This window comes from Nocardiopsis sp. SBT366, assembly GCF_001083815.1.
Lineage (GTDB): Bacteria > Actinomycetota > Actinomycetes > Streptosporangiales > Streptosporangiaceae > Nocardiopsis > Nocardiopsis prasina.
The window spans coordinates 15,399-39,419 of the sequence record NZ_LAVM01000018.1; the positions used below are offsets into that span (position 1 = coordinate 15,399).

22 protein-coding genes are annotated in these 24,021 nt (G+C 71.0%); 9 read left to right on the forward strand and 13 right to left on the reverse strand.

The window, feature by feature from the left end:
* Both ADX84_RS07655 and ADX84_RS07660 read left to right on the forward strand, forming a co-directional pair.
* Entirely contained in the window at window positions 1–414 is a 414-nt protein-coding gene (locus ADX84_RS07655) for a hypothetical protein (protein ID WP_049569677.1), read from the forward strand.
* A gap of 891 nt (window positions 415–1,305) precedes the next feature.
* Window positions 1,306–1,842, forward strand: a complete 537-nt coding sequence (locus tag ADX84_RS07660) for a hypothetical protein (RefSeq protein WP_049569681.1) — start codon at window positions 1,306–1,308, stop codon at window positions 1,840–1,842.
* A gap of 19 nt (window positions 1,843–1,861) precedes the next feature.
* Here ADX84_RS07660 and ADX84_RS07665 read toward each other — a convergent pair whose 3' ends face one another.
* The 3 genes from ADX84_RS07665 to ADX84_RS07675 all read right to left on the reverse strand — a co-directional run bounded on the left by ADX84_RS07665 (window position 1,862) and on the right by ADX84_RS07675 (window position 4,535).
* A complete protein-coding gene (locus ADX84_RS07665; protein WP_017543918.1) occupies window positions 1,862–2,173 on the reverse strand; it encodes a sec-independent translocase in 312 nt (103 codons plus the stop codon).
* A gap of 202 nt (window positions 2,174–2,375) precedes the next feature.
* Complete coding sequence (locus ADX84_RS07670; RefSeq protein ID WP_017543917.1) at window positions 2,376–2,579, reverse strand: cold-shock protein; 204 nt, start codon at window positions 2,577–2,579, stop codon at window positions 2,376–2,378.
* Between the two features lie 318 nt (window positions 2,580–2,897).
* Window positions 2,898–4,535 carry a dolichyl-phosphate-mannose--protein mannosyltransferase gene (locus tag ADX84_RS07675; protein WP_049569685.1) on the reverse strand — a complete coding sequence of 546 codons (1,638 nt, stop codon included), beginning with the start codon at window positions 4,533–4,535 and terminating at the stop codon, window positions 2,898–2,900.
* Window positions 4,536–4,646: 111 nt separating this feature from the next.
* On the opposite strand from ADX84_RS07675, the gene rsmI reads away from it, so the two are divergent.
* Window positions 4,647–5,522, forward strand: coding sequence for a 16S rRNA (cytidine(1402)-2'-O)-methyltransferase (gene rsmI / locus ADX84_RS07680; RefSeq protein ID WP_049569688.1), 876 nt, complete (start codon window positions 4,647–4,649; stop codon window positions 5,520–5,522).
* An 81-nt stretch (window positions 5,523–5,603) separates the two neighbouring features.
* Window positions 5,604–6,263 carry an AIM24 family protein gene (locus tag ADX84_RS07685; RefSeq protein ID WP_049569691.1) on the forward strand — a complete coding sequence of 220 codons (660 nt, stop codon included), beginning with the start codon at window positions 5,604–5,606 and terminating at the stop codon, window positions 6,261–6,263.
* 85 nt (window positions 6,264–6,348) lie between these two features.
* Here ADX84_RS07685 and secD read toward each other — a convergent pair whose 3' ends face one another.
* Window positions 6,349–9,003, reverse strand: a complete 2,655-nt coding sequence (gene secD / locus ADX84_RS07690) for a protein translocase subunit SecD (protein WP_049569694.1) — start codon at window positions 9,001–9,003, stop codon at window positions 6,349–6,351.
* Between the two features lie 122 nt (window positions 9,004–9,125).
* Window positions 9,126–9,587 carry a hypothetical protein gene (locus tag ADX84_RS07695; protein WP_234003865.1) on the reverse strand — a complete coding sequence of 154 codons (462 nt, stop codon included), beginning with the start codon at window positions 9,585–9,587 and terminating at the stop codon, window positions 9,126–9,128.
* A gap of 198 nt (window positions 9,588–9,785) precedes the next feature.
* On the opposite strand from ADX84_RS07695, the gene metG reads away from it, so the two are divergent.
* Together metG and ADX84_RS07705 are read left to right on the forward strand one after the other, a co-directional pair.
* On the forward strand, window positions 9,786–11,603 hold the full coding sequence (metG, locus tag ADX84_RS07700; RefSeq protein WP_049569698.1) for a methionine--tRNA ligase: 1,818 nt from the start codon (window positions 9,786–9,788) through the stop codon (window positions 11,601–11,603).
* 165 nt (window positions 11,604–11,768) lie between these two features.
* Window positions 11,769–12,692, forward strand: a complete 924-nt coding sequence (locus ADX84_RS07705) for a TatD family hydrolase (protein WP_049569702.1) — start codon at window positions 11,769–11,771, stop codon at window positions 12,690–12,692.
* Window positions 12,693–12,740: 48 nt separating this feature from the next.
* On the opposite strand, the gene rsgA is transcribed toward ADX84_RS07705, so the two are convergent.
* The 3 genes from rsgA to ADX84_RS07720 all read right to left on the reverse strand — a co-directional run bounded on the left by rsgA (window position 12,741) and on the right by ADX84_RS07720 (window position 15,603).
* Window positions 12,741–13,862, reverse strand: coding sequence for a ribosome small subunit-dependent GTPase A (gene rsgA / locus ADX84_RS07710; protein WP_049569706.1), 1,122 nt, complete (start codon window positions 13,860–13,862; stop codon window positions 12,741–12,743).
* A 195-nt stretch (window positions 13,863–14,057) separates the two neighbouring features.
* Window positions 14,058–14,915 (reverse strand): MHYT domain-containing protein, encoded by an 858-nt coding sequence (locus ADX84_RS07715; RefSeq protein ID WP_049569709.1) that lies wholly within the window; start codon window positions 14,913–14,915, stop codon window positions 14,058–14,060.
* A 145-nt stretch (window positions 14,916–15,060) separates the two neighbouring features.
* Window positions 15,061–15,603: a TetR/AcrR family transcriptional regulator gene (locus tag ADX84_RS07720; protein ID WP_026129138.1), complete on the reverse strand. Its 543-nt coding sequence runs from the start codon at window positions 15,601–15,603 to the stop codon at window positions 15,061–15,063.
* A gap of 246 nt (window positions 15,604–15,849) precedes the next feature.
* On the opposite strand from ADX84_RS07720, the gene paaN reads away from it, so the two are divergent.
* From paaN to ADX84_RS07735, 3 genes are all read left to right on the forward strand, one after another.
* Window positions 15,850–17,523, forward strand: a complete 1,674-nt coding sequence (gene paaN / locus ADX84_RS07725; protein ID WP_049569713.1) for a phenylacetic acid degradation protein PaaN — start codon at window positions 15,850–15,852, stop codon at window positions 17,521–17,523.
* A gap of 138 nt (window positions 17,524–17,661) precedes the next feature.
* Window positions 17,662–18,366 (forward strand): carbonic anhydrase, encoded by a 705-nt coding sequence (locus ADX84_RS07730; protein WP_049569716.1) that lies wholly within the window; start codon window positions 17,662–17,664, stop codon window positions 18,364–18,366.
* Window positions 18,367–18,440: 74 nt separating this feature from the next.
* On the forward strand, window positions 18,441–18,686 hold the full coding sequence (locus ADX84_RS07735; protein WP_017543904.1) for a hypothetical protein: 246 nt from the start codon (window positions 18,441–18,443) through the stop codon (window positions 18,684–18,686).
* Window positions 18,687–18,741: 55 nt separating this feature from the next.
* On the opposite strand, the gene ADX84_RS07740 is transcribed toward ADX84_RS07735, so the two are convergent.
* The 5 genes from ADX84_RS07740 to ADX84_RS07760 all read right to left on the reverse strand — a co-directional run bounded on the left by ADX84_RS07740 (window position 18,742) and on the right by ADX84_RS07760 (window position 24,005).
* Complete coding sequence (locus tag ADX84_RS07740) at window positions 18,742–19,746, reverse strand: sugar phosphate isomerase/epimerase (protein WP_049569720.1); 1,005 nt, start codon at window positions 19,744–19,746, stop codon at window positions 18,742–18,744.
* A gap of 67 nt (window positions 19,747–19,813) precedes the next feature.
* Window positions 19,814–21,205 carry an alkaline phosphatase family protein gene (locus ADX84_RS07745; protein WP_049569723.1) on the reverse strand — a complete coding sequence of 464 codons (1,392 nt, stop codon included), beginning with the start codon at window positions 21,203–21,205 and terminating at the stop codon, window positions 19,814–19,816.
* A gap of 48 nt (window positions 21,206–21,253) precedes the next feature.
* Window positions 21,254–22,417 carry a metabolite traffic protein EboE gene (gene eboE, locus ADX84_RS07750; RefSeq protein ID WP_049569727.1) on the reverse strand — a complete coding sequence of 388 codons (1,164 nt, stop codon included), beginning with the start codon at window positions 22,415–22,417 and terminating at the stop codon, window positions 21,254–21,256.
* Entirely contained in the window at window positions 22,414–23,325 is a 912-nt protein-coding gene (locus ADX84_RS07755; RefSeq protein WP_049569731.1) for a TatD family hydrolase, read from the reverse strand. The genes eboE and ADX84_RS07755 overlap by 4 nt, the downstream gene beginning before the upstream one ends.
* A gap of 8 nt (window positions 23,326–23,333) precedes the next feature.
* On the reverse strand, window positions 23,334–24,005 hold the full coding sequence (locus tag ADX84_RS07760; RefSeq protein ID WP_234003866.1) for an EboA domain-containing protein: 672 nt from the start codon (window positions 24,003–24,005) through the stop codon (window positions 23,334–23,336).
* Between the last annotated feature and the right edge of the window lie 16 nt (window positions 24,006–24,021).

Genomic DNA, 24,021 nt, shown 5'->3' on the forward strand with positions numbered 1-24,021 from the left:
ATGTCCGCCGCAGCGCTCATCACGTCCGGCGCCGTCCTGCTCACCGTGGTCGGCATCGCCTACGGGGGCACGTTCATGCTCCGGGTGGTCAACGGTGCCTTCCCCGCCAACGAACTCCAGCGCTCCTACTTCCGCGCGGGGCACGCGCACGCCGGGGTCCTGGTGATCCTCGGCCTGGTCGTCCGACTCCTGCTGGACCAGCCCACCGTCCCGGACTGGGGGCGGCTCCTCGGTGACCTGGTTCTCCTGGCCGCCGTCCTGATGCCCGCCGGGTTCTTCCTGTCGGTGGTCGGCCGCGATCCCCAGGCCCCCAACCGGCTGAGGGTCCTCATCCCGTTGGGAGCGGCGAGTCTGGTGATCGGCCTGGTCGCCGCGGGTGTCGCGCTCATCGTGGGTGGCCTGGCGATCGGCTGAGCCCCCCGCCTTTCCGGTCGTGAACGGCTTCCCCGTCCCGGTGTGGAAGGGGGAGCCGTTCACGGCGTTTTCGGCGGAGAATACTGCCGTTAGTGATTGGCCGAAAACCGGCTTCGGCTCCTGCGGCGGGACCGTCTTCCAGGGGGAGGCGCGTTCCACCTCCGATACGAAGCGTGATCGTCCGTCTTCTGGTGATACGCCCAAGAAGCCATGGTCTGTGGCGGTTTCTTCTGGCTTGTCCCCCTACTGGTCCGCGTCACCACGACGGGACCCGAACCGGCGCCGCCGATTGTGCGGTTTCCCAGCGCCCAAACCACAATAGCGATACCATCACACTCTGTTATGTTCGCCCTCGGGGATTTTGCCCCGCGCCGGTCTTGTCTTTGCAGGTCATCGGGGAGGGTCTGTTTGGCATGGGGCAAAGGGAACTCGCCTGAACTGCGACGACAGTGACTTCAGTGGGCTTTCCTGTGCCACTGCTGCAATCTTCGGTCGAGGGCTGACCACGGAATGACGAATATTCGAGCATGGGTCTTGTGAAGCCCGTCCGGATGGGACATCTTGGTTGCGGGATGGGCCGGAGACATCGATGGAAAGGTGGATGCCATGACCATGCACGCGAAGGCCTCTCGCAAGAGCAACGGCTGGAGCTGGTGGTAACCAGCACACGCTGAACGTTCTCCTGGGAACTCACGTGTAGGGGGGTCTGTCCGACGTCGTCGGCGGGCCCCTTTCGCGTGCCCGGAACGGGCGCGTTCACGGAGCGCAGGGGCGGCTTCGCGGGGGACCGCCACCGGGAGGGGGGATTTGACCCCCGACCGCAACGGGTAGGAGCCCGGTACGACAACAGGACAGTCAGGTCCGGATCGACCGTGAAGGGGCGGAACCTCCGTGTCCGACTCCCCCCAGTACCCAGGCGGATACCAGCAGCCAGAGGAACCAGAACCGCAGGGCGGGTACGTCCGCCCCACCGAATCCGAGCAGGCGCCGCGCCGCGCCGCACCCCGGCCGGAACCGAGACCGGGGGAGCACGAACCACCGGTCGCAGCCGAACGGTTCCGGCGTACGACCCCGGCCAGGAGCAAGGTCATCCCGGTGGAACGGAGCCGGGGATTCTGGCGCCTGGCCACCGGCACCGTCTTCTACGTCATGATCGTCGGCGGTATGGCCGACTACGTCGATCCGGGTCTGCGCATCGCCGCCCACCTGGGCTTCTGGCTCCTGATCGGGCTGGCGTTCCTGGTCGCGACGGCCCGCGAGCGCCGTCACGACTGGGCGCCCCGCCCCCGGTGGCCGTGGATCGCCGCGGCGCTGGGCGGCGCGGTGACGGCGGAGGTGCTGATCGTGGTCCTGGGATCGCCCGCGATCATCATCGGGGGGGTGGTGCTGCTCGCCCTGGGATCGTTCTTCCTGATGCTGGTCGGCTGAGGGGCCGACGGCAGGAGCGCTACGTGGCCTCGTCGTCGAAGGGCGGGCGCTTGCCGTTGAGCTGGGAGGCGGGCCTGCGCTCCGCCTCCTCCTCTTCCTCCCAGAAGTGCTTCTGGATGAAGCGCTTGGGATTGAGGTCCTGGACGTCGAAGTCCTTGTACTCCGGGCCGAGCCCCTCCTTGATGTCGTTGGAGGCGGAGTTGGCCATGGTGCGGAGCTGGCGCAGGACCCGGCCGACCTGCTGGGCGGCCTTGGGGAGCTGGTCGGGGCCGAAGATCAGCAGCGCGATCAGCAGGAGGATGACGAACTCTGCCCCACTGATGCCGAACATGTTCAGTCCTCGCTCCTGGTGTACCGACCGGCTTCAAGCAGGTTAACCGGTATCGCCGGGCTTGGGTAACCGCGTACCCCCTTGTTGGGGATCGGCGCGGCGCGGCCCTCCGACCACCCGGGGAAGCCCCCGGTCCGCCGCCCGAATGCGGTCCAGCCCCCCGCTCGACGAGCGGAGGGCTGGGAAGACGCACGTGTGACGGTCAGACCGCGCGAACGTCCGCCGCCTGCGGGCCCTTCGGGCCCTGGATGATGTCGAACTCGACCTTCTGATCCTCTTCCAGGTTCCGGAAGCCGGTACCCGCGATCGCCGAGTAGTGCACGAACACGTCGGGCTGACCACCCTCGACGGCGATGAACCCGAAACCCTTCTCAGAGTTGAACCACTTCACGGTGCCCTGAGCCATGTGCTCTCCCTTGGGGACTACGGCGGGACCGCACCCTGCTGGTCCCGGGTCGCCGGGCGCCAACCGACGAACGGTAATCCCGAATCGACGAGCGCCCACGTGCAGTTCCGCGAGGCGCCTCGGGCATCCATGGAAACAACAACAGCAACCAGTTGCAGACAGTACCAGGGGGAGTGGGGCTTTGCCGAGACTTTTCCGGCGCGAATCCGCGATTCCGGAGTGTCCTCTTTCGGCAACTCGAAACTGTTGCTTTCCTGCCCTTCTGCCACTAATGGAGATGTGTTCCGGGGAACGGTTTTCACCGTTCCCCGGAGTGTGTCAGGAAGCGTCCCTGCCGTAGACCCACACGTCGAACCAGAGCCGGTCGCGCCAGGTCTCCTCAGGTATCGGATAGGCGGACAACACCGGATACAGATAGGTGAAGTGGGCGATGATCAGCAGGACCACCACACCGAAGACCACCCCGCCCAGCGCCCGTAGGTACGGGGTGAACCGGGGGCTGTCCTCGCCAGCGCCCATCACCAGTCCCAGCGCGAGCACGATCGCCAGCACCAGGAAGGGCAGGATCGGCAGCGCGTAGAACAGGAACATGGGGCGTTCGGGGTAGGCGAACCACGGAAGCCAGCCCGCGGCGACCGCGAGCAGCACCGCGCCCGCGCGCCAGTCACGGAAGGTGATCCACCAGCCGAACATCACGGTCACGGCGATGATGCTGAGCCACCAGACGACCGGGGTACCGATGGAGACCACCGAGGTCACGCAGTTCCCGGTGTCGCACCCCACGGCCTGGCCGTTGTAGTGGAACAGCACCGGGGTGCGCATGACCAGCCACTCCCACGGCGCCGAGATGTAGGAGTGGTCGCTGCTCAGGTTGGAGTGGAAGTTCATCATGCGGCCGTGGTAGTCCCACAGGCTCCACAGGGCCTCCAGCGGCGAGCGCAGGAACCCCGGAATCCAGCCGGGGACCAGGCCCTCGGCGAAGTCCCGGTTGTAGCCGCCCCGGGTGAGGAGCCAGCCCGACCACGAGACGAGGTAGACGACGCCCGCCACCACCACGGTCTGCACGAACGCGGGGACGGCGTCGAAGCCGAACCACCGGCCCAGCGGACGACGCTGACCCGCGCTGCGCCGGGCCCCGTAGTCCCAGGCGACGGTGAGCAGGCCGAAGGCGGCCACGAAGAACAGGGCGGACCACTTGGTGCCGATCGCCAGACCGAAGCACAGCCCCGCAGCCAGGCGCCACCAGCGCATACCGAGCCAGCCCACCGCGGTGACGTCGGCCCCGGCCTCGGCGAGCCGTGCCAGCCGCTCCCTCGTGCGGTCCCGGTCGATCACCAGGCACGCGAACCCGGCCAGGATCCACAGGGTGAGGAAGATGTCCACCATGGCGATGCGGCTGAGCGTGAAGTGCAGGCCGTCCATCGCCATGATGAGCCCGGCCGTGCAGCCGAGCAGCACGGAGCGGGTCATCCGGGTGGCGAGCCGTACCAGGATGAGCACCGAGAGGACCCCGGCCACGGCCGAGGCCACCCGCCAGCCCTCGGGGGTCACGGCCGAGCCGAACGGCATGATCGAGTACAGCCAGTCGCCGAGCGCGATCATCCACTTGCCGACCGGCGGATGGACGATGAAGTCGCCCCCGCCGGTCCAGATGTTCGAGTCCCCCTGGCTCAGCAGGTCGTCGGAGTGGTCCAGCGCGTCGTGCTCGTACCCGAACTCCCAGAGGGCGTGGGCGTCCGTGGCGTAGTAGGTCTCGTCGAAGTAGATGCGGTCGGGCTGGCCGAGGTTGAAGAACCTCAGCGCCCCCGCGAAGCCCGCGACGACGAGGGCGCCCAGCCACCCCAGCCACCACGGGCTGGGCAGGCGGGGCGAGAAACGGGAACGGAGCGTGGGCGGCTGGGCCGCGGCCGGGGGGTTCGAGGGTGGTACCTCGCTGTGAAGTGCGGTGCTGGTCATCTCGGCTCGTAGGTTGGGGTCAGAGATGGGGGTCCGTTGCGGACGGGCCGCGAAACCGGGTTTCGGGTGGCGCGATAGAGCCAACCGTAGCGCGACAGAACGGGGATCACAGTGGTTGAGGTCGTTGACGGGACGCGGCGAGTCGGGAGGCTCGTGCTGGCGGGTCTGCCCATCGGAAACCAGGAGGACGCGCCGCCCCGACTGCTCCACGCGCTCGAGGAGGCGCGCGTGATCGCGGCCGAGGACACCCGTCGCCTCAGGCAGTTCGCCTCCCGTTCCGGCATCCGGTTGGGCGGGGCGACCGGTGCCCGGATCGTGTCCTACTACGACCAGAACGAGAGCCGCCGGAGCGAGGAACTCCTGGCCGACCTCCGCCGTGGCGAGGAGGTGCTGGTCGTCACCGACGCCGGGATGCCCGGGGTGTCCGACCCCGGATACCGTCTGGCCGCCGCCTGCGCGGACGAGGGGATTCCGGTCACCGCCATTCCGGGTCCGTCCGCGGTGACCACGGCCCTGGTGGTGTCCGGGCTGCCCACCGACCGATTCTGCTTCGAGGGCTTCCCTCCGCGCAAGGGCCTGAAGGGGTATCTGACCGAACTGGCCGACGAGCGCCGCACGATGGTGTTCTTCGAGAGCCCGCACCGGATCGCCGCCACCCTGGAGGCGATGTCCGGGGCCTTCGGGGCGGACCGCCGCGCGGCGGTGTGCCGTGAGCTCACCAAGACCTACGAGGAGGTCCGCCGGGGCGGTCTCGGGGAGCTGGCCGCGTGGGCGGCCGAGGGGGTGCGGGGCGAGATCTCCGTGGTCGTGGAGGGTGCCCGCCCCCGGGCGGAGCGCACCAGTGACACCGACCTGGTGGAGGCCGTGGCCGCCCTGGAGGAGGAGGGTGTGCGCCGCAAGGAGGCCATCACCAGGGTGGCCAAGGAGACCGGGGTGCCCAAGCGCCGCGTGTACGACCTGGTCCACGGGGTCGTCGAGGCTGAGTGAGACCCGCGTCGCTTCCCGGAACCTTTTCCGGCGGGCGGCGTCGAACCTGGCAGTAACGGCGACAGGAACGAGGATCCGACCATGCGCAGCGAGCTCTTCCAGCAGGCCCAGGAGACCCAGCGCCCGGGCATGCACCTGCAGAACCACAAGATGCTGAGGGTGGGCCTGAACGGCGAGTTCCTCGCCCGGCAGGGCTCGATGGTCGCCTACCAGGGCAACATCGACTTCGCCTACCAGGGCTCCGGCAGCGTCGGAAAGTTCTTCAAGAAGGCCTTCACCGGTGAGGGCCTGCCGCTGATGCGCGTCTCCGGGCAGGGCGACGTCTTCCTGGCCCGGGACGCCTGGGACATCCACCTGATCGACCTGGAGGGCGACTCCATCACGGTCAGCGGGGAGAACGTGCTCGCCTTCGAGCCGGGCCTCGATTGGGACATCCGCCGTGTCCAGGGCGCCGGAATGGCGGCCGGGGGCCTGTTCAACACCGTGTTCACCGGGCACGGCCGAGTGGCGGTCGCCTGCCACGGGACCCCCGTGCTGCTCAACGTCGACCAGCCCACCTTCGTCGACACCGACGCGGCCGTGGCGTGGTCGAGCACGCTCCGGGCCGGGATCCGGAGCACCGTCAGGGCGGGCGCCATCATCGGGCGCGGCAGCGGTGAGGCCTTCCAGCTCTCGCTGGAGGGTCAGGGCTTCGTGCTGGTGCAGGCCTCGGAGGGCGCCCCCGCCCCCACGCAGGCCTGACGCAGAGCGCTCCCGGAAACGGGGAGGGGCCCCGGCCCGCGCGGTGTGCGCGGACCGGGGCCCCTCCTCTGCCTGCGGGCCGGGATCAGACGACGGCGCCGTCGTCCGCGTCCCGGGCGGCCTTGGCGGCCACCTTCTCCTTGGCCTTGCGCTCCTTGAGCACGTGCGGCGCGGGCGTCCTGTCCCACTTCTGGAGCCAGATGGCGATCGGCACCGCGACGAACACGGTGGAGACCACACCGGTGGTGAGACCGACCAGCATCGCGATGGAGAAGTCCTGGAGCGAGGACCCACCGAGGAAGGTGAGGAAGCCCAGGATGATCCACGCGCCGACGGTCGTGTTGACCGTACGAGGCAGGGTGTTGAGCACCGCGCGGTTGGCGATCTCCTTGAACGAGGACTTCTCGTCCCTCGCCCACTCGTCTCGGACACGGTCGAACACCACCACCGTGTCGTTGACCGTGAAGCCGATGACACTCAGGATCGCGGCGAGGAAGACACCGTCGATCGGCTTGCCCAGCCAGATGAACAGACCGATGACCAGCACCATGTTGAAGGCCAGCGACAGCATGGTGGAGACACCGAAGGACCAGCGGAAACGCCAGGCCAGGTAGATCATCTGGAGGGCCAGGGCCGCAGCCAGGGCGATCAGGGCCCGGTTGCGCAGCTCGTCGCCCATGCTCGGGCCGATCAGCTCGTCGCTGACCATCTCCACGCCGCCGGTCTCCTCGGTGAGGGCGTCGGCGATGCCGGCGGCCTCGGCGTCGGAGATGTCACCGGTGCGCACGGCGATGTCGCCGTTACCGGACTCCTGCACCACGGCGGTGTCCGAACCCGGGAAGTTCAGCCCGGAGATGACCGAACGCGCCTCGTCGACCGAGAGGGTCTGGTCCCCGGTGATCTCGTACTCCAGGACCCGGCCGCCGGTGAACTCGACACCCAGGTTGGTGTCGCGGACCAGCGGGGCGGCGATCGCGACGAGCACGATCAGCGCCGCGACGATCAGACCGTTGCGGCGGTGGTCCATGAGCTGCGGGTTCTTCTCGACCAGCCAGGTGCGGACCGGGCCGATGCGGTCGAGACCGGTGATCGACGGGTGCTTCTTGATGACCGCGCGCCGCACGGCCCACTCGACGAACACGCGCGCGATGATCAGTGCGGAGATCATCGACGCGATGGTGCCGATGCTCAGCGTGACGCCGAAGCCCTGCACGGTGCCGGAGGCGAAGAAGAACAGCAGACCGGCGGCGAGGAACGTGGTGACGTTGGTGTCGAGGACCGCGCTCCAGGCCTTCTGCGTGCCCTGGACGAACGCCTTCTCCAGGTTGGGCGCGATGGCGCGGCGGCGACGGCGGGCCAGCGCGCCGCTCTCCGACTTGGCCGACTCGGAGTCGCCGGCGTCCTTCATGCCCGCGGACTTGTTGGCCTCGTAGGTCCGCTGTTGGCGCTGGTACTCCTCACGCGCGCGCTCGAAGATCAGCACGTTCGCGTCGATGGCCATACCGATCGCCAGCACGAAACCGGCCAGACCCGGGAGGGTCAACGTGGCCCCCAAGGCGACCAGCGCTCCGTAGGCGATCAGCGTGTAGAACGCCAGGGCGATCGAGGCCAGGAAGCCCACGAGCCGGTACACCACCGTGATGTACAGGGCGGTGAAGGCGATGCCGAGGAGCGCGGCGATGGCGCTGGCCTCGATGGCGGCGGCACCCAGGGTCGGGCCGACGGTCTGGCGCTGGACCTCGGTGACCGGCAGCGGCAGCGAGCCGCCCTCGATCAGCACGGCCAGCTCTTCGGCGCTCTCACTGGTGAAGTCGTTGCCGCTGATGGTGGTCTGACCACCGGACATACCGGCTTCACAGCCGATCTCCGGGGACACCTGTGGGGCGGAGATGATCTGGTCGTCCAGCACGATCGCCACACGGCGGCGGGGGTCGCCGTCGTTGTAACAGGCGGCCTTGCCGGTCAGTTCGCGCCACTGCTCGCGGCCCTCGCCACGGAAGCCGACGTTGACGACCCACTGGGCGCGGTTGGCGCTGTCCAGCGCAGCGTCGGCCGTGGAGACCCGGTCGCCCTGGATGAAGGTCTCACCCAGCTGGAGCATGTTGCCCTGCTCGTCGGGCAGGGTCTGGGCGACGTCCTCGGGGTTCTCCGCGGAGGGGCCCGCGGGAGCCTGGGGCATGCCGCCCTGGCCGCCGAGCATGTCCTCCAGGCCCTCCATACCCTCGAGGCCCTCCATGCCCTCCGGCAGTTCGCCGCCGCCCTCGGGGGCGCCGTCCTGGCCGTCGGAGGGGGCGCGGGCCTCGTCCGCGGGCGGGTTGGCGAAGTCGCCGCCTCCGCCGGGAGCCTGCACGCCCTGGCCACCCTGGTCGCCGACGCCCAGGACCTCGTGGAAGGACAGCTGGGCGGTCTGGCCGACGATCTGCGCGGCCTCCGCCGGGTCCTGCACGCCCGGGAGTTCGACGATGATGCGGTTCTCACCGGAGCGGGACATGGTCGCCTCGGCCACACCGAGGCGGTCGATGCGCTGTCGCAGCACCTCGACGACCTTGTCGGTGTTCTCCGAGTTGGCCTGCGTGCCGTCGGTGCCGTCCTGGGTCTCCAGGACGATCTGCGTGCCGCCGCTGAGGTCGAGCCCCAGGCGCGGTGGGATGAACCACGCCGCGCCGAACGCGACGAGGATGACGAGGAGGGAGATGAGCGCGCGTGTCCAGCGCGCCCCGGCTCCCGTTTGACTGGACAAGGGGTGAACCTCTCACTGCGGATGGTGGGTACCGGTCGCTTGCCCGGCGGCGCCGGGCAGGGGGGTGCGTGGGGCCGGTCCCGGCACCGTCGAGGGCTCCGGGAGGCGGCCGACCGGGATGGTCAGACGAGGGTGTGCGCGGTGAGAGGCGGTGCCCGGGTGGGCGGCAGCTCCTCCGCGTCGACCGGTTCGGGAACGGGGTCGTGGTGCGGCAGGGGCAGCGGCCACCAGGGTTGGTCCCACACCGCCAGGCGCAGTGCGCACGTGGGGACGACATCGGGCAGGTCCCGCAGTACCGACCGCTGGTCGCAGACGGAGACGGGCGGCCCTAGGGAGACCGTCTGGGTGCCGCGGTAGGGGTGCGCCTCCTCCGACGCCCCCGAGGGGTCGTCGTCGGCGGACTCCGCGGCGTCGCGCTCGGGGGCGCTGTGCCCTCCGTGCGCGGGCAGGGCGACGGTGTCCCTCTCCCCGGACAGGCCGGAGGCCACCGGGAAGGACAGGATGACCAGCAGGACCACGCTGGTGATCAGCGATCCGGTCCGCAGGGCAGGGCGGGGTAGGGCACGGGTAACCGTGGGGACCACCGCCTCAGAGCCGGGTTGGAGGGTCGTGCTGGCATCGGCCGGTGCCCCCGGGGGCACACGGCTCCATCCAGCAGAGCATACGGGTAGGCACCCTTCGGGGGGAATCACGTGAGTCGCCCCTGTGGACGGGGCCCTCCCCGGCGGACACCGGGTGTCCTTTGGTGCTCGGACACCCCGGGCCACCTTTAGTCTTGAGTCATGTCGTCGAATCGCCACATCCTGACCGCGGTCGCCTGGCCCTACACCAACGGCCCGCGCCACATCGGCCACGTCTCCGGTTTCGGGGTCCCCTCCGACGTCTTCTCTCGCTTCCAGCGAATGTCGGGGAACAGCGTGCTGATGGTCAGCGGCACCGACGAGCACGGCACCCCGATCCAGGTGCTGGCCGACCAGGAGGGCGTGTCCGCCCGGGAGCTGGCCGACCGCTACAACCGGATCATCGCCGAGGACCTGGTCGCGCTCGGACTGTCCTACGACCTGTTCACCCGCACCACCACCGGCAACCACTACTCCGTCGTCCAGCAGCTGTTCACCACGCTCTACGACAACGGTTACGTCTTCACGCGCACCACCCAGGGCGCGATCTCCCCGTCCACCGGCCGTACGCTGCCCGACCGCTACATCGAGGGCGTCTGCCCGATCTGCGGCTTCGACGGCGCGCGCGGCGACCAGTGCGACAAGTGCGGGAACCAGCTCGACCCGATCGACCTGATCTCGCCCCGTTCGCGGATCAACGGCGAGACGCCGGAGTTCGTGGACACCGAGCACTTCATGCTCGACCTGCCCGCCTTCGCCGACGTCCTCACCGACTGGCTCAAGGGCAAGGAGGGTGAGTGGCGCCCCAACGTCCTCAAGTTCTCCCTGAACCTGGTGGAGGACCTCCAGCCGCGCGCGGTCACCCGTGACCTCACCTGGGGCGTGCCGATCCCGCTGGACGGCTGGAGCGACAACGCCGCCAAGCGCATCTACGTCTGGTTCGACGCGGTCATCGGCTACCTGTCGGCGTCCATCGAGTGGGCCCGGCGCGTGGGTGAGCCCGAGGCCTGGCGCCGCTGGTGGCAGGGCGACGAGAACGAGTCCTTCTACTTCATGGGCAAGGACAACATCGTCTTCCACTCGGTCATCTGGCCGTCCATCCTGCTCGGAGCGAGCGGGAAGGGCGACCGGGACGGCGACGTCGGTCCGCTCGGCGAGCTGAACGTGCCCACCGAGGTGGTCTCCAGCGAGTTCCTCACCATGGAGGGGCAGAAGTTCTCGTCCTCGCGCCGCGTGGTGATCTACGTGCGCGACTTCCTGGAGCGCTACTCCGCCGACGCGCTGCGGTACTACATCATGGCCGCGGGTCCGGAGAACCAGGACACCGACTTCACGTGGGCCGAGTTCGTCCGCCGCAACAACGACGAGCTGGTGGCGGCCTGGGGCAACCTGGTCAACCGCTCCATCTCCATGGCGGCCAAGAACCTCGGTGAGATCCCCGCCGCGGGTGAGCTCACCGACGAGGACCGCGCGGTCCTGGCCGCCTCCCGGGAGGCCTTCGCGACCGTGGGCGCCCGGCTGGAGAGGTCGCAGTTCAAGGCGGCGCTCCAGGAGGCCATGCGCACCGTCGCCGAGGCCAACAAGTACATCTCCGACCAGGCTCCGTGGGCGCTCAAGAAGACCGACCCGGAGCGGATGGCGACCGTCCTGCACGTCTCCCTCCAGCTGGTCAGCGACGCCAACACCCTGCTCACGCCGTTCCTCCCGGAGTCGGCGAACAAGGTGTACGCGATGCTCGGAGGCACGGGCACCTGGACGGGCATGCCGCGCATCGAGTCCGGCCACGACACCATCGGCGGCTCCGAGGAGAAGGTGGACTACCCGGTCATCACCGGTGACTACGCCGACAACGACGCCCGCTGGGAGTCGGTGCCGATCGTCGCGGGCACCCCGCTGGGCCGTCCCACCCCGTTGTTCACCAAGCTCGACCCGTCCGTCGTGGACGAGGAGCTGGCCCGCCTGTCCGGCGGCGACGAGTAGCGCCCGACCCCGCGCCGAGGCGGGCACCGGACCCACGCGGACCGGTGCCCGCCTCGGCGTGTTCGAGGCCGTTCGGGCCCCGTGGTGCCCATCGGTGCCGATCCGGGTGGCAGGGCCACCTAGAATCACCACGGCGCACGCGGTACACGGTGATGGGGGCATGACATGGGCAGACGCAAGGGCAGTGCGGTCAGGGAGCGCAACGCGCAGACCCCGCCCCCCGCACCCGAGGCGCTGCGGGTGCAGGTGGCCGACAGCCACACCCACATGGACATGCAGACGCCCGAGGTCGAGGAGATCATCGCGGCCGCCGAGGCCGTGGGCGTCACCCCGCTCGTGCAGGTGGGCGTCGACCTGTCCTCCTCGCGTTGGGCGGCGGAGGTCGCCGCGAAGCACCCCGGCAAGGTGTGGGCCGCCGTGGCCCTGCACCCGAACGAGGCGCCGCGCGTGGTGCACGGCGACGGCGCCGAGGGCGTGGAGGCCGACGACACCGACTGGACGGGGAAGGCCCGCCCCGCCGGGGGGATCGAGGCCCTGGAGGCGGAGCTCGCCGAGATCGACGCGCTGGCGGCGCTGCCACAGGTGGTGGCGGTCGGCGAGACCGGCATGGACACCTTCCGGACCGGTCCCGAGGGCGCCCGCGCCCAGGAGGCGTCCTTCCGCCGCCACATCGCCATCGCCAAGAGGCACGGCAAGGCGCTCATGATCCACGACCGCGAGGCACACGAGGACGTCCTGCGGATCCTGGAGGAGGAGGGCGCGCCCGAGCGGGTGGTCTTCCACTGCTTCTCCGGCGACGCCGACATGGCCCGGGTTTGCGCGGAGCGGGGCTACTACATGAGCTTCGCGGGCAACGTCACCTTCGCCAGCGCCGAGCCCCTGCGCGAGGCGGCCAAGGTCGCCCCGCCCGAACTGGTGCTCGTGGAGACCGACGCCCCCTTCCTCACTCCCAAGCCCTACCGGGGCCGCCCCAACGCCCCCTATCTCATCCCGCTCACCCTGCGGGTGCTGGCCGGGACCAAGGGACTGGGCGAGGAGGAGCTGGCCGGGATCGTCGCGGACAACGCGCGGCGGGCCTTCGGGTTCTGAACGGGCGGGGCCGGGGCGGGTGAACACCCGTCCCGGCCCCGAGCCGGGTCAGAGGCCGCGCTTGAGCCTGCCGGCCTCCCGTCCCTCGCGGGTGTTGCGCTTCCACTCCCTGCGGCGCTCCGCACGCAGGCGGGCGTCGCCCCGGGACCGGTTCCACCCGGCCTCGCGGCGCAGCCTGAACCAGCGTTCGAGGCGCCCGGAGTCCAGCTCACCCTCGTCCACGGCGGCCCTGACCGCGCACCCGGGCTCGGCGCCGTGGGAGCAGTCCCGGAACCGGCACCGTTCCGCCAGTTCGTTGACGTCGGCGAAGGCGCGCTCGACGCCGCTCCCGTCCCCGGGGACGTCGATGCGGCGCACTCCCGGGATGTCCAGGAACAGCGCGCCCCCGGGCATGGCGATCAGCTGGCGGTGGGTGGTGGTGTGGCGGCCGCGACGGTCGTCGCGGATCGCCCCCGTCTCCATGACCGGCCGCCCGGCCAGCGCGTTGAGCAGGCTGGACTTCCCGGCGCCCGAGGTGCCGAGCAGGACCCAGGTGGCCCCTGGGCGCAGACGGGCGGACAGCTCGTCCAGGCCGAGGCCCCTGTGTGCGCTCACGGTGTGCACCTCGACGCCCGTGGTGACCGACTCGACCAGCTCGACCACCTCGGGGAGGCGGTCACCGGCGAGTTCGGCCTTGGTGACGGCGACGACGGGTGCGGCGCCGCTGGTCCAGGCGAGGCTGAGGAACCGTTCCAGACGACCCACGTTGGGGCCCTGGTCGGCGGCCTCGCAGATGAGGACGGCGTCTACGTTGGCCGCCAGGACCTGGTCATGGGAGTCCTTGGCCACGCCCTGGCGGACGAGGGTCCCCGAGCGTTCCAGGACCGCCTCGACCAGCCACGTGTCGCCGGAGCGACGGACGGCCACCCAGTCCCCGCTGGTCGGTGCGGTGAAGGGGTCGGCCTCCGCGGCCCTGCGCACCTCAGGGGAGAGCGCGGCGGTCTCGTGCCCGGGCAGGCGGACGCCGACGGCGCCTCGTCGGGCCTCGGAGACCCGGGCGGGGAGCAGGACGTGCGGCGCGTTGTGGGCGACGGCGTCGAAGGCGGTCTCAACGCGGGTGTTCCAGCCCAGTGCCGAGAGCGGGTGGGCGGGGTGTTCTTCGGATATGGGGTTCGTGCTGTGGTGACTCACGGTGCTCTTTCTGGGAGCGCGAGCCGCCGCTTGACGCTACCTACGGCTCGCTGACGACGGAAGTTCGGAAACCGGGGCCGGGCATGGGGTGGGCCATGGCTTGCTCCTCTCGTCAGCGGCCGGCGCGGACCGCACGGCACGCACCGACCCTAGGACAGGGCTCGGGCGCGGTGCCAGTGGTTTTTCCGGTGCCGGTCAGCGGCGCCGGGTCCACACGTCGTCCCCGGGCCGGGGTTCCGACGGGGCGCCGTGTCGGGGCGTGTAGGTGTCCTCGGAGCCGACCGTGTGTTCCGCCGCCCGGTGTGAGGCGCGGGAGTAGTCCCGGCGTTCGTTCTCCTCGTCGTCGCCGAGCAGGAGGAAGAGGCTGCAGATCAGCAGGAGGACGAACAGCCCGGTGATCACCGGGAGCAGGAGGTCCCAGGCCTTGGCTCCGTCGGGTGGGCTGACGGGGGTGAAGTCGGGCGGGACCACGTGCATCCCGGCCATGCTGGTGTAGTGCGTGGCGGTGACCGCGGCGGCCATCACCGCGGAGGCGAGGAGGATCGCGGGCGGTCCCTGCAACTGGCGGGCGCACCACAGGGCGACGGTGGAGGCCACCACGGCGATCACGGCGGAAACGGCCGTGAGGGTCGGGTCGTGGTGCATGGTCCCGTGCACGTTCATGGCGACCACGCCGACGTGGTGCATGGCGATGATGCCGACGCCGACCAGGACGCCGCTGGCCAGGAGCCGCACGGCGGTGGCCTGGCGCACGATCAGGTGCAGGGCGAGCACGGTGACCACCACCGGGATCACCCCGCTGACGGCGGTCAGGGGACCGTCGTAGCGCAGGGCGGTGCCGGGGACGCTGAACCCGAGCATGGCGACGAAGTGCATCGCCCAGATGGCCATGCCGCCCAGGGCGAGCGCGGCCAGCCCCTGCCACTGCCATCGGAAGAAGCCGGTCGTGCGGCGGGCCCTGGCCGCGAAGGAGAGTCCCAGGAACGCGCCTATGACCGAGATGGCGTAGGCGATCGAGGGTGTCATCCAGCCTTGGGGGAGGAGATCGGACACGGTCCCTCTGCTTTCCATGAAGTGGGTCCCAGACATGACCCCCGTTCATGGAGCGTAGGGACGCTCGCCGCCGATGACCAGGGGTTCCACCACCGAATCGATGGCCTGATGTGGCCAGGGGTGATTCCTGGGGCCAGTGGGGCGATCAGTCCCGGCTGGACCGCAACCCTTCGAAGGCGATGCGGCACAGGGAGTCGGCGATCTCCTCGCAGGACATGCCCCGGTCCGGCTTGTACCACTCGACGATCGAGTTCACCATGCCGAAGAGCAGGCGGGAGGCGACCGCGGGGTCGACGTCGCTGCGGATGTCACCGTCGACCACACCCTCGCGGACGAGGTCGGCGATGAGGTGGTCGAACCTGCGGCGCCGCTCCAGGGCGTGCTTCTCCACCTCGGTGTTGCCGCGCACCCGCAGCAGCAGGGTGACGTGGGGCAGCTCCTCGACGAGCACCCGGACGCTGCCGCGCATCACGTGTTCGAGCCGCGCGATGGCAGGGCCGGTGGTCGCGCCCTCCTCGCGGGTGACCTCGAACAGCGCGTCCATGGCCAGGTCGAGCGACTGGCGCAGGAGTTCGGACTTGCCGGTGACGTGGTGGTAGATCGCGGACTTGGTCACGCCGAGGGCACGAGCCAGGTCCTCCATGCTCGTTCCGTCGTACCCGCGTTCGTTGAACACGCGAGCGGCCACGCGGAGCACGGAGTCGGCGTCGTGCCCGGGGCGGCCGGAGCGGCGCCTGCCGGTCTGCCTCGGGGCGGCTGGTTCGGGTGCGGAAGATCGGGACACGGTTGTCGAATCTACCTCGTGACGGGGGCGAACGTGCGCGGGGTCGGTGGTCCGACCGCGTCGGCCGCCCGAGGGTTTGCTAACTTAACGAACGGTCGGTTGGTAAACCACCCTAGACCCCGCACCACCACCTGAGGAAGGGCGCGCGCCGTGTCGAAATCCCACCCGGACCTGCTGGAACGACACCGGACCACCCTCGACGACGCCGTGGCGGCGGTCCGCGGGCGCTACCACCACTCCGCCTTCCCGGAGTCGCCGAGCCGGTCGGTCTACGGCGAGGACGCCGCCGCCCGGGGGCGGGCCGCCTTCGAGGCGCTCCTCGACCGGGACTTCCCGCTGTCCGGACCGGGAGGGAGGGGCCGCGTGGCCACGGAACGCTCCCCCTACGGCCCGGAACTGGGCGTGGGCTACCCGCGCGCCGACCCCGACGCGCTGCTGGCCGCCTCCCGCCGCGCCCTCGCTTCCTGGCGCCGCGTACCCCTCGACGTGCGCACGGGGGTGTGTCTGGAGATCCTCGACCGTCTCAACCGGCGTTCCTTCGAGATGGCGCACGCGGTGCAGCACACCACCGGCCAGTCCTTCGTCATGGCCTTCCAGGCGGGCGGACCGCACGCCCAGGACCGGGGGCTGGAGGCGGTCGCCCTCGCCCACGACCTGATCACGCACTACGCGGGCGAGTCCCGGTGGGAGAAGCCCCGACGCCGGGGCGGCCCGATCACCATGGCCAAGCGGTACACCGCGCGGGGCCGGGGGGTCGGTCTGATCATCGGCTGCAACACCTTCCCCACTTGGAACTCCTACCCCGCGCTCTTCGCCAACCTGGTCACCGGCAACACCTCGATCGTCAAGCCGCACCCGGGCGCGGTCCTGCCGTTGGCCATCACCGTGTCCGTCGCGCGCGACGTGCTCACGGAACAGGGGCTCGACCCCGACGTGGTCCTGCTGGCGGCCGAGGCCCCCGAGGACCGCCTCGCCGCGGACCTCGCCACGCGCCCCGAGACGCGGCTCGTGGACTTCACCGGCTCCACGGAGTTCGGGGACTGGCTGGAGGAGAACGCCCGACAGGCCTTCGTCAGCACGGAGAAGGCCGGGACCAACACGGTGGTCGTGGACTCCACGGACGCCTACCGTCCGATGCTCGCCAACCTCGCCCACTCGCTGGCGCTGTACAGCGGCCAGATGTGCACCACCCCGCAGAACGTCTACATCTCGGCCGGGGGCGTGACCACGGACGAGGGGCACCGGAGCGCCGACGGGTTCGCAGCCGACCTCGCCGCCGCGGTCTCGGAGATCGCCGCCGACCCCGCCCGCCTGGTGGGCGTGCTGGGCGCCGTGGTCAACGACGGGGTGCGGGAGCGGGTGGACGCCGTGGCGGACCTGGGCGAGGTCCTGCTCGCCCCGACGGCACCCGAGCACCCGGAGTTCCCGGGGGCCGTCGTCCGCACCCCGGCCCTGGTCCGGCTGTCCGCGCGGGACCGCGACGTGTACGGGCGCGAGCACTTCGGCCCGGTCTCCTTCGTGATCACCACCGCCGACACCGACGAGTCCCTGCGCCTGTTCGGCGAGACCGTCGCCGAGCGCGGTGCCATCACCGCCTCCGTGTACTCCACCAGCGAGGACGTGCTGGAGCGTGCGGAGGAAACGGCACTGGAGGCGGGGGTCAACCTTTCCGCGAACCTGACGGGCGAGGTGTTCGTGAACCAGTCGGCGGCCTTCAGCGACTTCCACGGCTCGGGCGCCAACCCGGCGGCCACATCGTCGCTCACCGACCCCCGTTTCGTGGCGGGCCGGTTCGACTTCGTGCAGGCCCGCAAGCACGTCTGATTCCGGGGTTGGCTGAATGTGGCCATGCGGCGTTAGGAACGCGTCAATCCACTTGTGAGCGCTCCCGAGCCAGGAGTAGCTTTTACCCGCTTTGCTGGCAAAAGTCATTTTGTTCGTAAAACGGAAAAAGAGCCCCAAATGGCTATAACCCGTCGCGGTGCCTTCAAGGCGTCGCTTCTCGGCGGCGTCGGCGCCGCCGTCGCCACCACCATCCCCGCCTCCGTCGCCTGGGCCGACGCCGCCCCCGCGGCCCCCGCCGCCCGGAACGCCCGGGAGGCCCTGCGCCTGCTCAAGGAGGGAAACCGCCGCTGGTCGCGATACGCGTCCAGACACCCGAACGAGGGCAGAGCCCGCCGCGCGCAACTGGTCGAGGGCCAGGCGCCCTTCGCGACCATCCTCGGCTGCGCCGACTCCCGTGTCCCCCCGGAACTCGTCTTCGACCAGGGCCTGGGCGACCTCTTCACCATCCGTTCGGCCGGCCAGGTCCTGGACGGCTCCGTGCTCGGCAGCCTCACCTACGCCGTGGAGCACCTGCACACGCCGCTGATCGTGGTCATGGGTCACCAGACCTGCGGCGCCGTCGACGCCGCCGTGGAGGCCCACCGCACCGGTGAGCTCCCGCACGGACACATCGGCGGTCTGGTCGCTGAGATCCTGGAGGTCGTCGAGTCCACCCCCGACGACGGCGAGGACTTCCTCGACGACTGCGTCCGGGCCAACGCGGAGCACATCGCGCGGCTCCTGCGCGAGGACGACGAACTCGGCGAGTTCGTCTCCGACGGCAGGCTGGAGGTCGTCGCGGCCCGCTACGACCTGGAGGACTCCAAGGTCGTCTGGCTCTGACCCCCACTGGCCAGTCCGCCGAGTATGGGGGAGAATGCCGGTGACCATCCCCCCGGCAGTGCAGGGAGCCCGGAATGTTCCGGATCGCGATCAGTCGGCTCACCGACGGCGGCCAGCGCATCACCCCCGAACACCGGGGAACAGCGCTGTCCGTCGACGAGGCGGTCCTCGCCCTCCGGGAGCATCTGCCCTCGGTGGACACCAGTGCCTTCGGCAGTGACGCCGTGCAGCGCTCGGTCAACCGGGTCAACGACTTCCGCCACGACGTCGCGACGTCGGACGGCGGACACTACCGGGTGGTCATCGCGCCGATGATGTGAGTCCGGTGCCACGGGGACCCGTGGCACCGGACGCTCCGTTCCCCGGCCGGACCGGTCAGTCCGACCCGAAGGCGGAGTCGAAGGACGCCTCGGGGGCGTCGAAGGCGTTCGCCCTCACGAACCGCACCGCCTCGGCGGCCCCGGCCAGGCGGTCCATGCCGGCGTCCTCCCACTCCACGGAGATCGGCCCCTGGTAGCCGATCGAGTTGAGCACGCGGAAGCACGCCTCCCACGGAACGTCGCCGCGACCGGTGGACACGAAGTCCCACCCCCGGCGCGGGTCGCCCCACGGGAGGTGGGATCCGAGCCGCCCGTTGCGGCCGTTGCCCACGCGCTTGCGGGCGTCCTTGCAGTCCACGTGGTAGATGCGGTCGCGGAAGTCCCACAGGAAACCGACCGGGTCGATGTCCTGCCACACCATGTGGCTGGGATCCCAGTTCAGCCCGAAGGCCTCCCGGTGCCCCACGGCCTCCAGGGCCGCCTGGGTCGACCAGTAGTCGTAGGCGATCTCGGACGGGTGCACCTCGTGCGCGAACCGCACTCCCACCTCGTCGAACACGTCCAGGATCGGGTTCCAGCGGTCGGCGAAGTCCCGGTAACCGGCCTCGATCACCTCCGCGCCGACCGGCGGGAACATCGCCACGTACTTCCAGATCGCCGAGCCGGTGAAGCCCACCACCGTGGAGACGCCCAGCTTCGCGGCGGCCCGGGCGGTCAGCTTCATCTCCTCGGCCGCGCGCTGGCGGACCCCCTCCGGGTCGCCGTCGCCCCAGACTCGTGAGGGCAGGACGTCCTGGTGCCGGTGGTCGATGGGGTCGTCGCACACCGCCTGGCCCAGGAGGTGGTTCGAGATCGCCCACACTCCGAGACCGTGCCGTTCGAGGATCTCCAGGCGCTCCCGGACGTAGGAGTCGTCCACGGCGGCGCGGGTGACGTCCAGGTGGTCGCCCCAGCAGGCGATCTCCAGGCCGTCGTAGCCCCAGGAGGAGGCGAGAGCGCACACCTCCTCGAAGGGCAGGTCGGCCCACTGGCCGGTGAAGAGGGTGACCGGTCGGGTCATCGGGCTGCCTCCAGGGTGGTCGTTGGTGGGACGGGGCCGGACGGCCCCGCCCCGGATCGCCGGGGGTTCAGCGCGGGGTCGGCCCCGCCGGTGCCGGCACACCGACGAGGCCGAGCATGAGGTCGCGCACCTCGGTGGCGGCGACGCGTTCGCGGGCGAGCGCGGGTTCGGTGCACAGCACGAGGGGCCCGTCCCGGGGATCGTCGTGCGGGCGTCCGTGCGTGCCGCGGACACAGCCCGGGTCCAGGGGGACGACGTTCATCGTGTAGCGCAGGCCCGCCTTCTTGCGGACTAGGTTGGCCGCCGCCCTCGCCTTGACCAGGGGGTCGGCGGGGTCCAGGAAGAGTTCGGCCGGGTCGTAGCCGGGCTTGCGGTGGATGTCCACGCCGCGCGCGAAGTCGGGGGCCGACCCGTCGTCCAGCCAGTAGTAGTAGGTGAACCAGGCGCCGGGCCGGGCGAACAGGACCAGTTCCCCGGAGCGTTCGTGGTCCAGCCCGTACTCCGCCTGGGCCCCGCGGTCCAGGACGAGGTCGACCCCGTCCAGCCCTCCCATGAGTTCGGCGACCCTCGGCAGGTCGTCCGGGTCGCGGACGTACACGTGCGCGCACTGGTGGTCGGCGACCGCGAAGGCCCGCGAGGCCCACGGGTCGAGGTACTCCATGCCCTCCTGCGTGTACACCTCCAGGAAGCCCTCCCGGCGCAGCAGCCGGTTGACGTCCACCGGCTGGTCGGCGGGGGTGATCCCGTACTCACTCAGCACCAGGACGGCCGCTCCGGCCGCCTCGGCGTCGTCCAACAGCGGGGCGAGGGCGGCGTCGAGGTCGCGCACCGCCTGCCGCGCCCGTTCGGAGTCCGGGCCGAACCGCTGGAGGTCGTAGTCCAGGTGGGGGACGTAACAAAGGGTGAGGTCGGCCCGGGGCAGCAGCTTGCGGGTGGCGGCGACGATCCACTCGGTGGAGCGGATCGAGGCGGTCGGCCCCCAGTAGTTGAAGAGCGGGAAGGGGCCCAGCTCCGAGGTGAGTTCGTCGTGCAGCTCGACCGGACGGGTGTAGCAGTCGGGGGACTTGCGGCCGTCCGCGTGGTAGACGGGCCTGGGTGTGACGGTCCAGTCGGTGGTGGCGCCCATGGCGTACCACCAGCAGACGTTGGCGGTCCGAAAGTCCGGGCGGTGGCGGCGGGCGGTCTCCCACACCTTCTCGCCCTGGACCAGCCGGTTGTGCTGACGCCACAGGTACACCTCACCCAGATCCCGGAAGTACCAGCCGTTGGCGACGGCGCCGTGGTCGGCGGGGGCGGTCCCGGTCAGGAAGGTGGACTGCACGGTGCAGGTGACGGCGGGCAGGACGGTGTCCAGCGGGGCCCGCCACCCGCGCTCGGCCAGTTGGCGCAGGCGTGGGGCGTGTTCGAGCAGGCGGGGGGTGAGCCCGACCGCGTTGACGACGAGGAGGCGGCTGGTCATGGGTGGCGGTCCCTTCCTTGGTGGGCCGTGGCGTGCCTTGGTGGGCCGTCAGAGCGGGGTGAGCCCGAGTGCGGTGAGCCGGTCCCGGGCCCAGGCCAGTTCGGCGGCGATCCCGGCGATCAGCCCCTCCTCGCCGACCGGCCGCCGGTCCTCGGGGAGCACCGTCCAGGTGTAGGTCTCCACCTCCACGTGGTCGGTGCGGGCGCTGTCGGGGCCGAACAGGCGGGACAGGGTCCGGTCGAGGTGGTCCGTGGTGCCGCGCAGGGGAGCGGCGGCCGGGGAGTGCAGGGGCGCGTGGAAGTGGGTGCGCCAGGGGCCCCGGCCGTCCAGGGGACGGGGACCATCGAGGGCCTCGGGCAGGTCGTCCCGGGCCCGGGTGCGACCCTCGTCCAGCTCCCGGGTCTGGTGCAGGAACCGGTCCTCGGCGAAGGCGGTGAGGGCGGCGCGGGTCCCGGGGGCGGTCGGGTCGGGCGCCTCCACGGCGGCAGACGCCTGGGTCTTGACCACCGGGAGTCCGGCCCGGGCCAGACGGTCCAGCGCGGCGCCCGGTTCCTCGAACTCCACGGCCAGGTGGCAGGTGTCCAGGCACACGCCCACGTGCGGGGGCGGGTCGGCGAGGAGCCGGGCGGCGTCCCGTGTGGTCTCCACGGCGCAGCCGGGTTCGGGTTCCAGGCCCACCCGGACCGGGCGCCCCGCGTCGGCCAGCCCGTCCAGCACGGCGGAGAGTTCGGTGAGGTGCGCTCGCGCCGCGGCCTGGCGCCCGGTGTCCCATGGCTCCCGCCACGCCAGGGGCAGGGTGGAGACGCTGCCCCGTGCGGCGTCGTCGGGCATGAGCCGGGCCAGCACCCGCGCGCAGTCCACGGTGTAGTCCAGGCGGGCCCGCTCGGTCCAGTCGGGGGAGTACACGGCGTGCTTGACGACGGGCGCGTGGAACCCCGTGTAGGGGAACGCGTTGAGCGTGACGGTCTCCAGCCCGGCAGCCGCCAGACCCGCGCGCAGCCGGTCGGTGAGCGCGGGGGAGCGGGCCAGTTCGCGGGCCAGGGGCGCGGGCAGCCACAGGCCGAGCCCGAGCAGGTCGGTGTCCAGGGCCGCGCGGACCCCGCCGCCGAACACCCGGATCTGGCGCAGGACGCCGTCCAGGTCCTCGGCCGGGTGCACGTTGGTGCAGTAGGCGAGGTGGACGACGGTGCCGTCGGGGTGCCGGAACCTCATTCGGCGCCCCCTCGCGGGTCCTCCGCAGCGCCCTCCGGCGGCTCCACCTCCGGGCGTTCGCCGCGCAGGATCGAGTTGCCCGAGAAGGTGGCTCCGGCCGCCGGTCCCGTGTCCTCCTCCAGCAGCAGGCGGCCGCTGCGCCCGTAGAACTCCACGGGGTTGCGCCACAGCACGCGGTCCACGTCGTCCTCGGTGAATCCGGCCTCCAGCATCCGCTGACCCGTGTAGAGGGTGGTCAGCGGGTCGCTGTGCCCCCAGTCGGCCGCCGAGTTCACCACCATGCGGTCCAGACCCCACTCGGACAGCACGCGCACCATCCGCTCCGGGGACATCTTGGTGTCCGGGTAGATGGAGAAGCCCAGCACGCAGCCTGAGTCGCGCACCATCTCCACGGTGGTCTCGTTGAGGTGGTCCACCAGGACCATCTCCGGGGCGATCCCCGACTCCTCGACCAGCCGCAGGGTGTGCCGGGTGCCCTCGACCTTGTCCCGGTGCGGGGTGTGCACCAGCACCGGCAGACCGAACTCCCGAGCCAGTTCCAGCTGGTGCCGGAAGGCCTTCTCCTCCTCGGAGGTCCGCGAGTCGAACCCCACCTCGCCCACGGCCACCACTCCGTCCTTGGCCAGGTAGCGGGGGAGGAGGTCGAGCACCCCGGCCAGGCGGGGGTCGTTGGCCTCCTTGGGGTTGAGCGCGATCGTGCAGTGGTGGCGGATACCGAACTGGGCTGCCCGGAAGCGCTCCCAGCCGACCAGGCCGTCGAAGTAGTCGCGAAAGGAGCCCACACTGGTGCGCGGCTGCCCCAGCCAGAACGCGGGCTCCACCAGGGCCCGCACGCCGGCGTCGTGCATCGCCTGGTAGTCGGCGGTGGTCCGCGAGGTCATGTGGATGTGCGGGTCGAAGATACGCATGACGCCTCCTATGAGCGGGGGGTCGGACCCTGTGGGCGGTCCGGGCCGGTGGTCCGGGGGAAGCGCTCCAGCACCCGGTGGACGTCGGCGGGCACCGCGCGGCCCGCGCGCTCGCGTTCACGGGCGAAGTCCGCGCACATGCGGGCCAGCTCGGCGTCGGCGCGCTCGTTCACCCCCGCCACCAGGCGCAGCGGCACCCCGACGAACAGGCACTTGAGCACGGTCTGGCGCCAGGCGTGCTCGTCCAGCAGGGCCTGGGCCCCGCTGGCCGCGGCCGCGGCGACCAGACGGGTGTCGTTGGTCCGCAGGGCGTCCGCCAGCAGGCGCCGGGCGGTGGCGGCGACCTCGGGCTCCCGGGTGTCCAGGCGGTCCAGCCCGTGCAGGACGGCGCGGCGCTCCTCGGCGTCCCCGTACTCGTAGAGGGCGTCCACCTCCCGGGCCAGGTCCGCCGGGGGCAGCGCCCGGGCCAGCACACGCAGCAGGTCCGCGCGCACCAGGTCGTCGAGGGTCGGCCCCTCCGCCCCGGTGGGGTCGCCGGAGGGCCCGGCGCCGCGCGCCACCCGGCGCGCGGCGGCCGGGAAGAGCACCGCGACGCGCTCCGGGTGCTCGGCCACCTCGGCGCGCAACGCGGCCAGCCTCGTACGCGCGTCCCCCTCCAACAGGTCACCGACGTCCACCACGGTGCCTCCCCTCCCG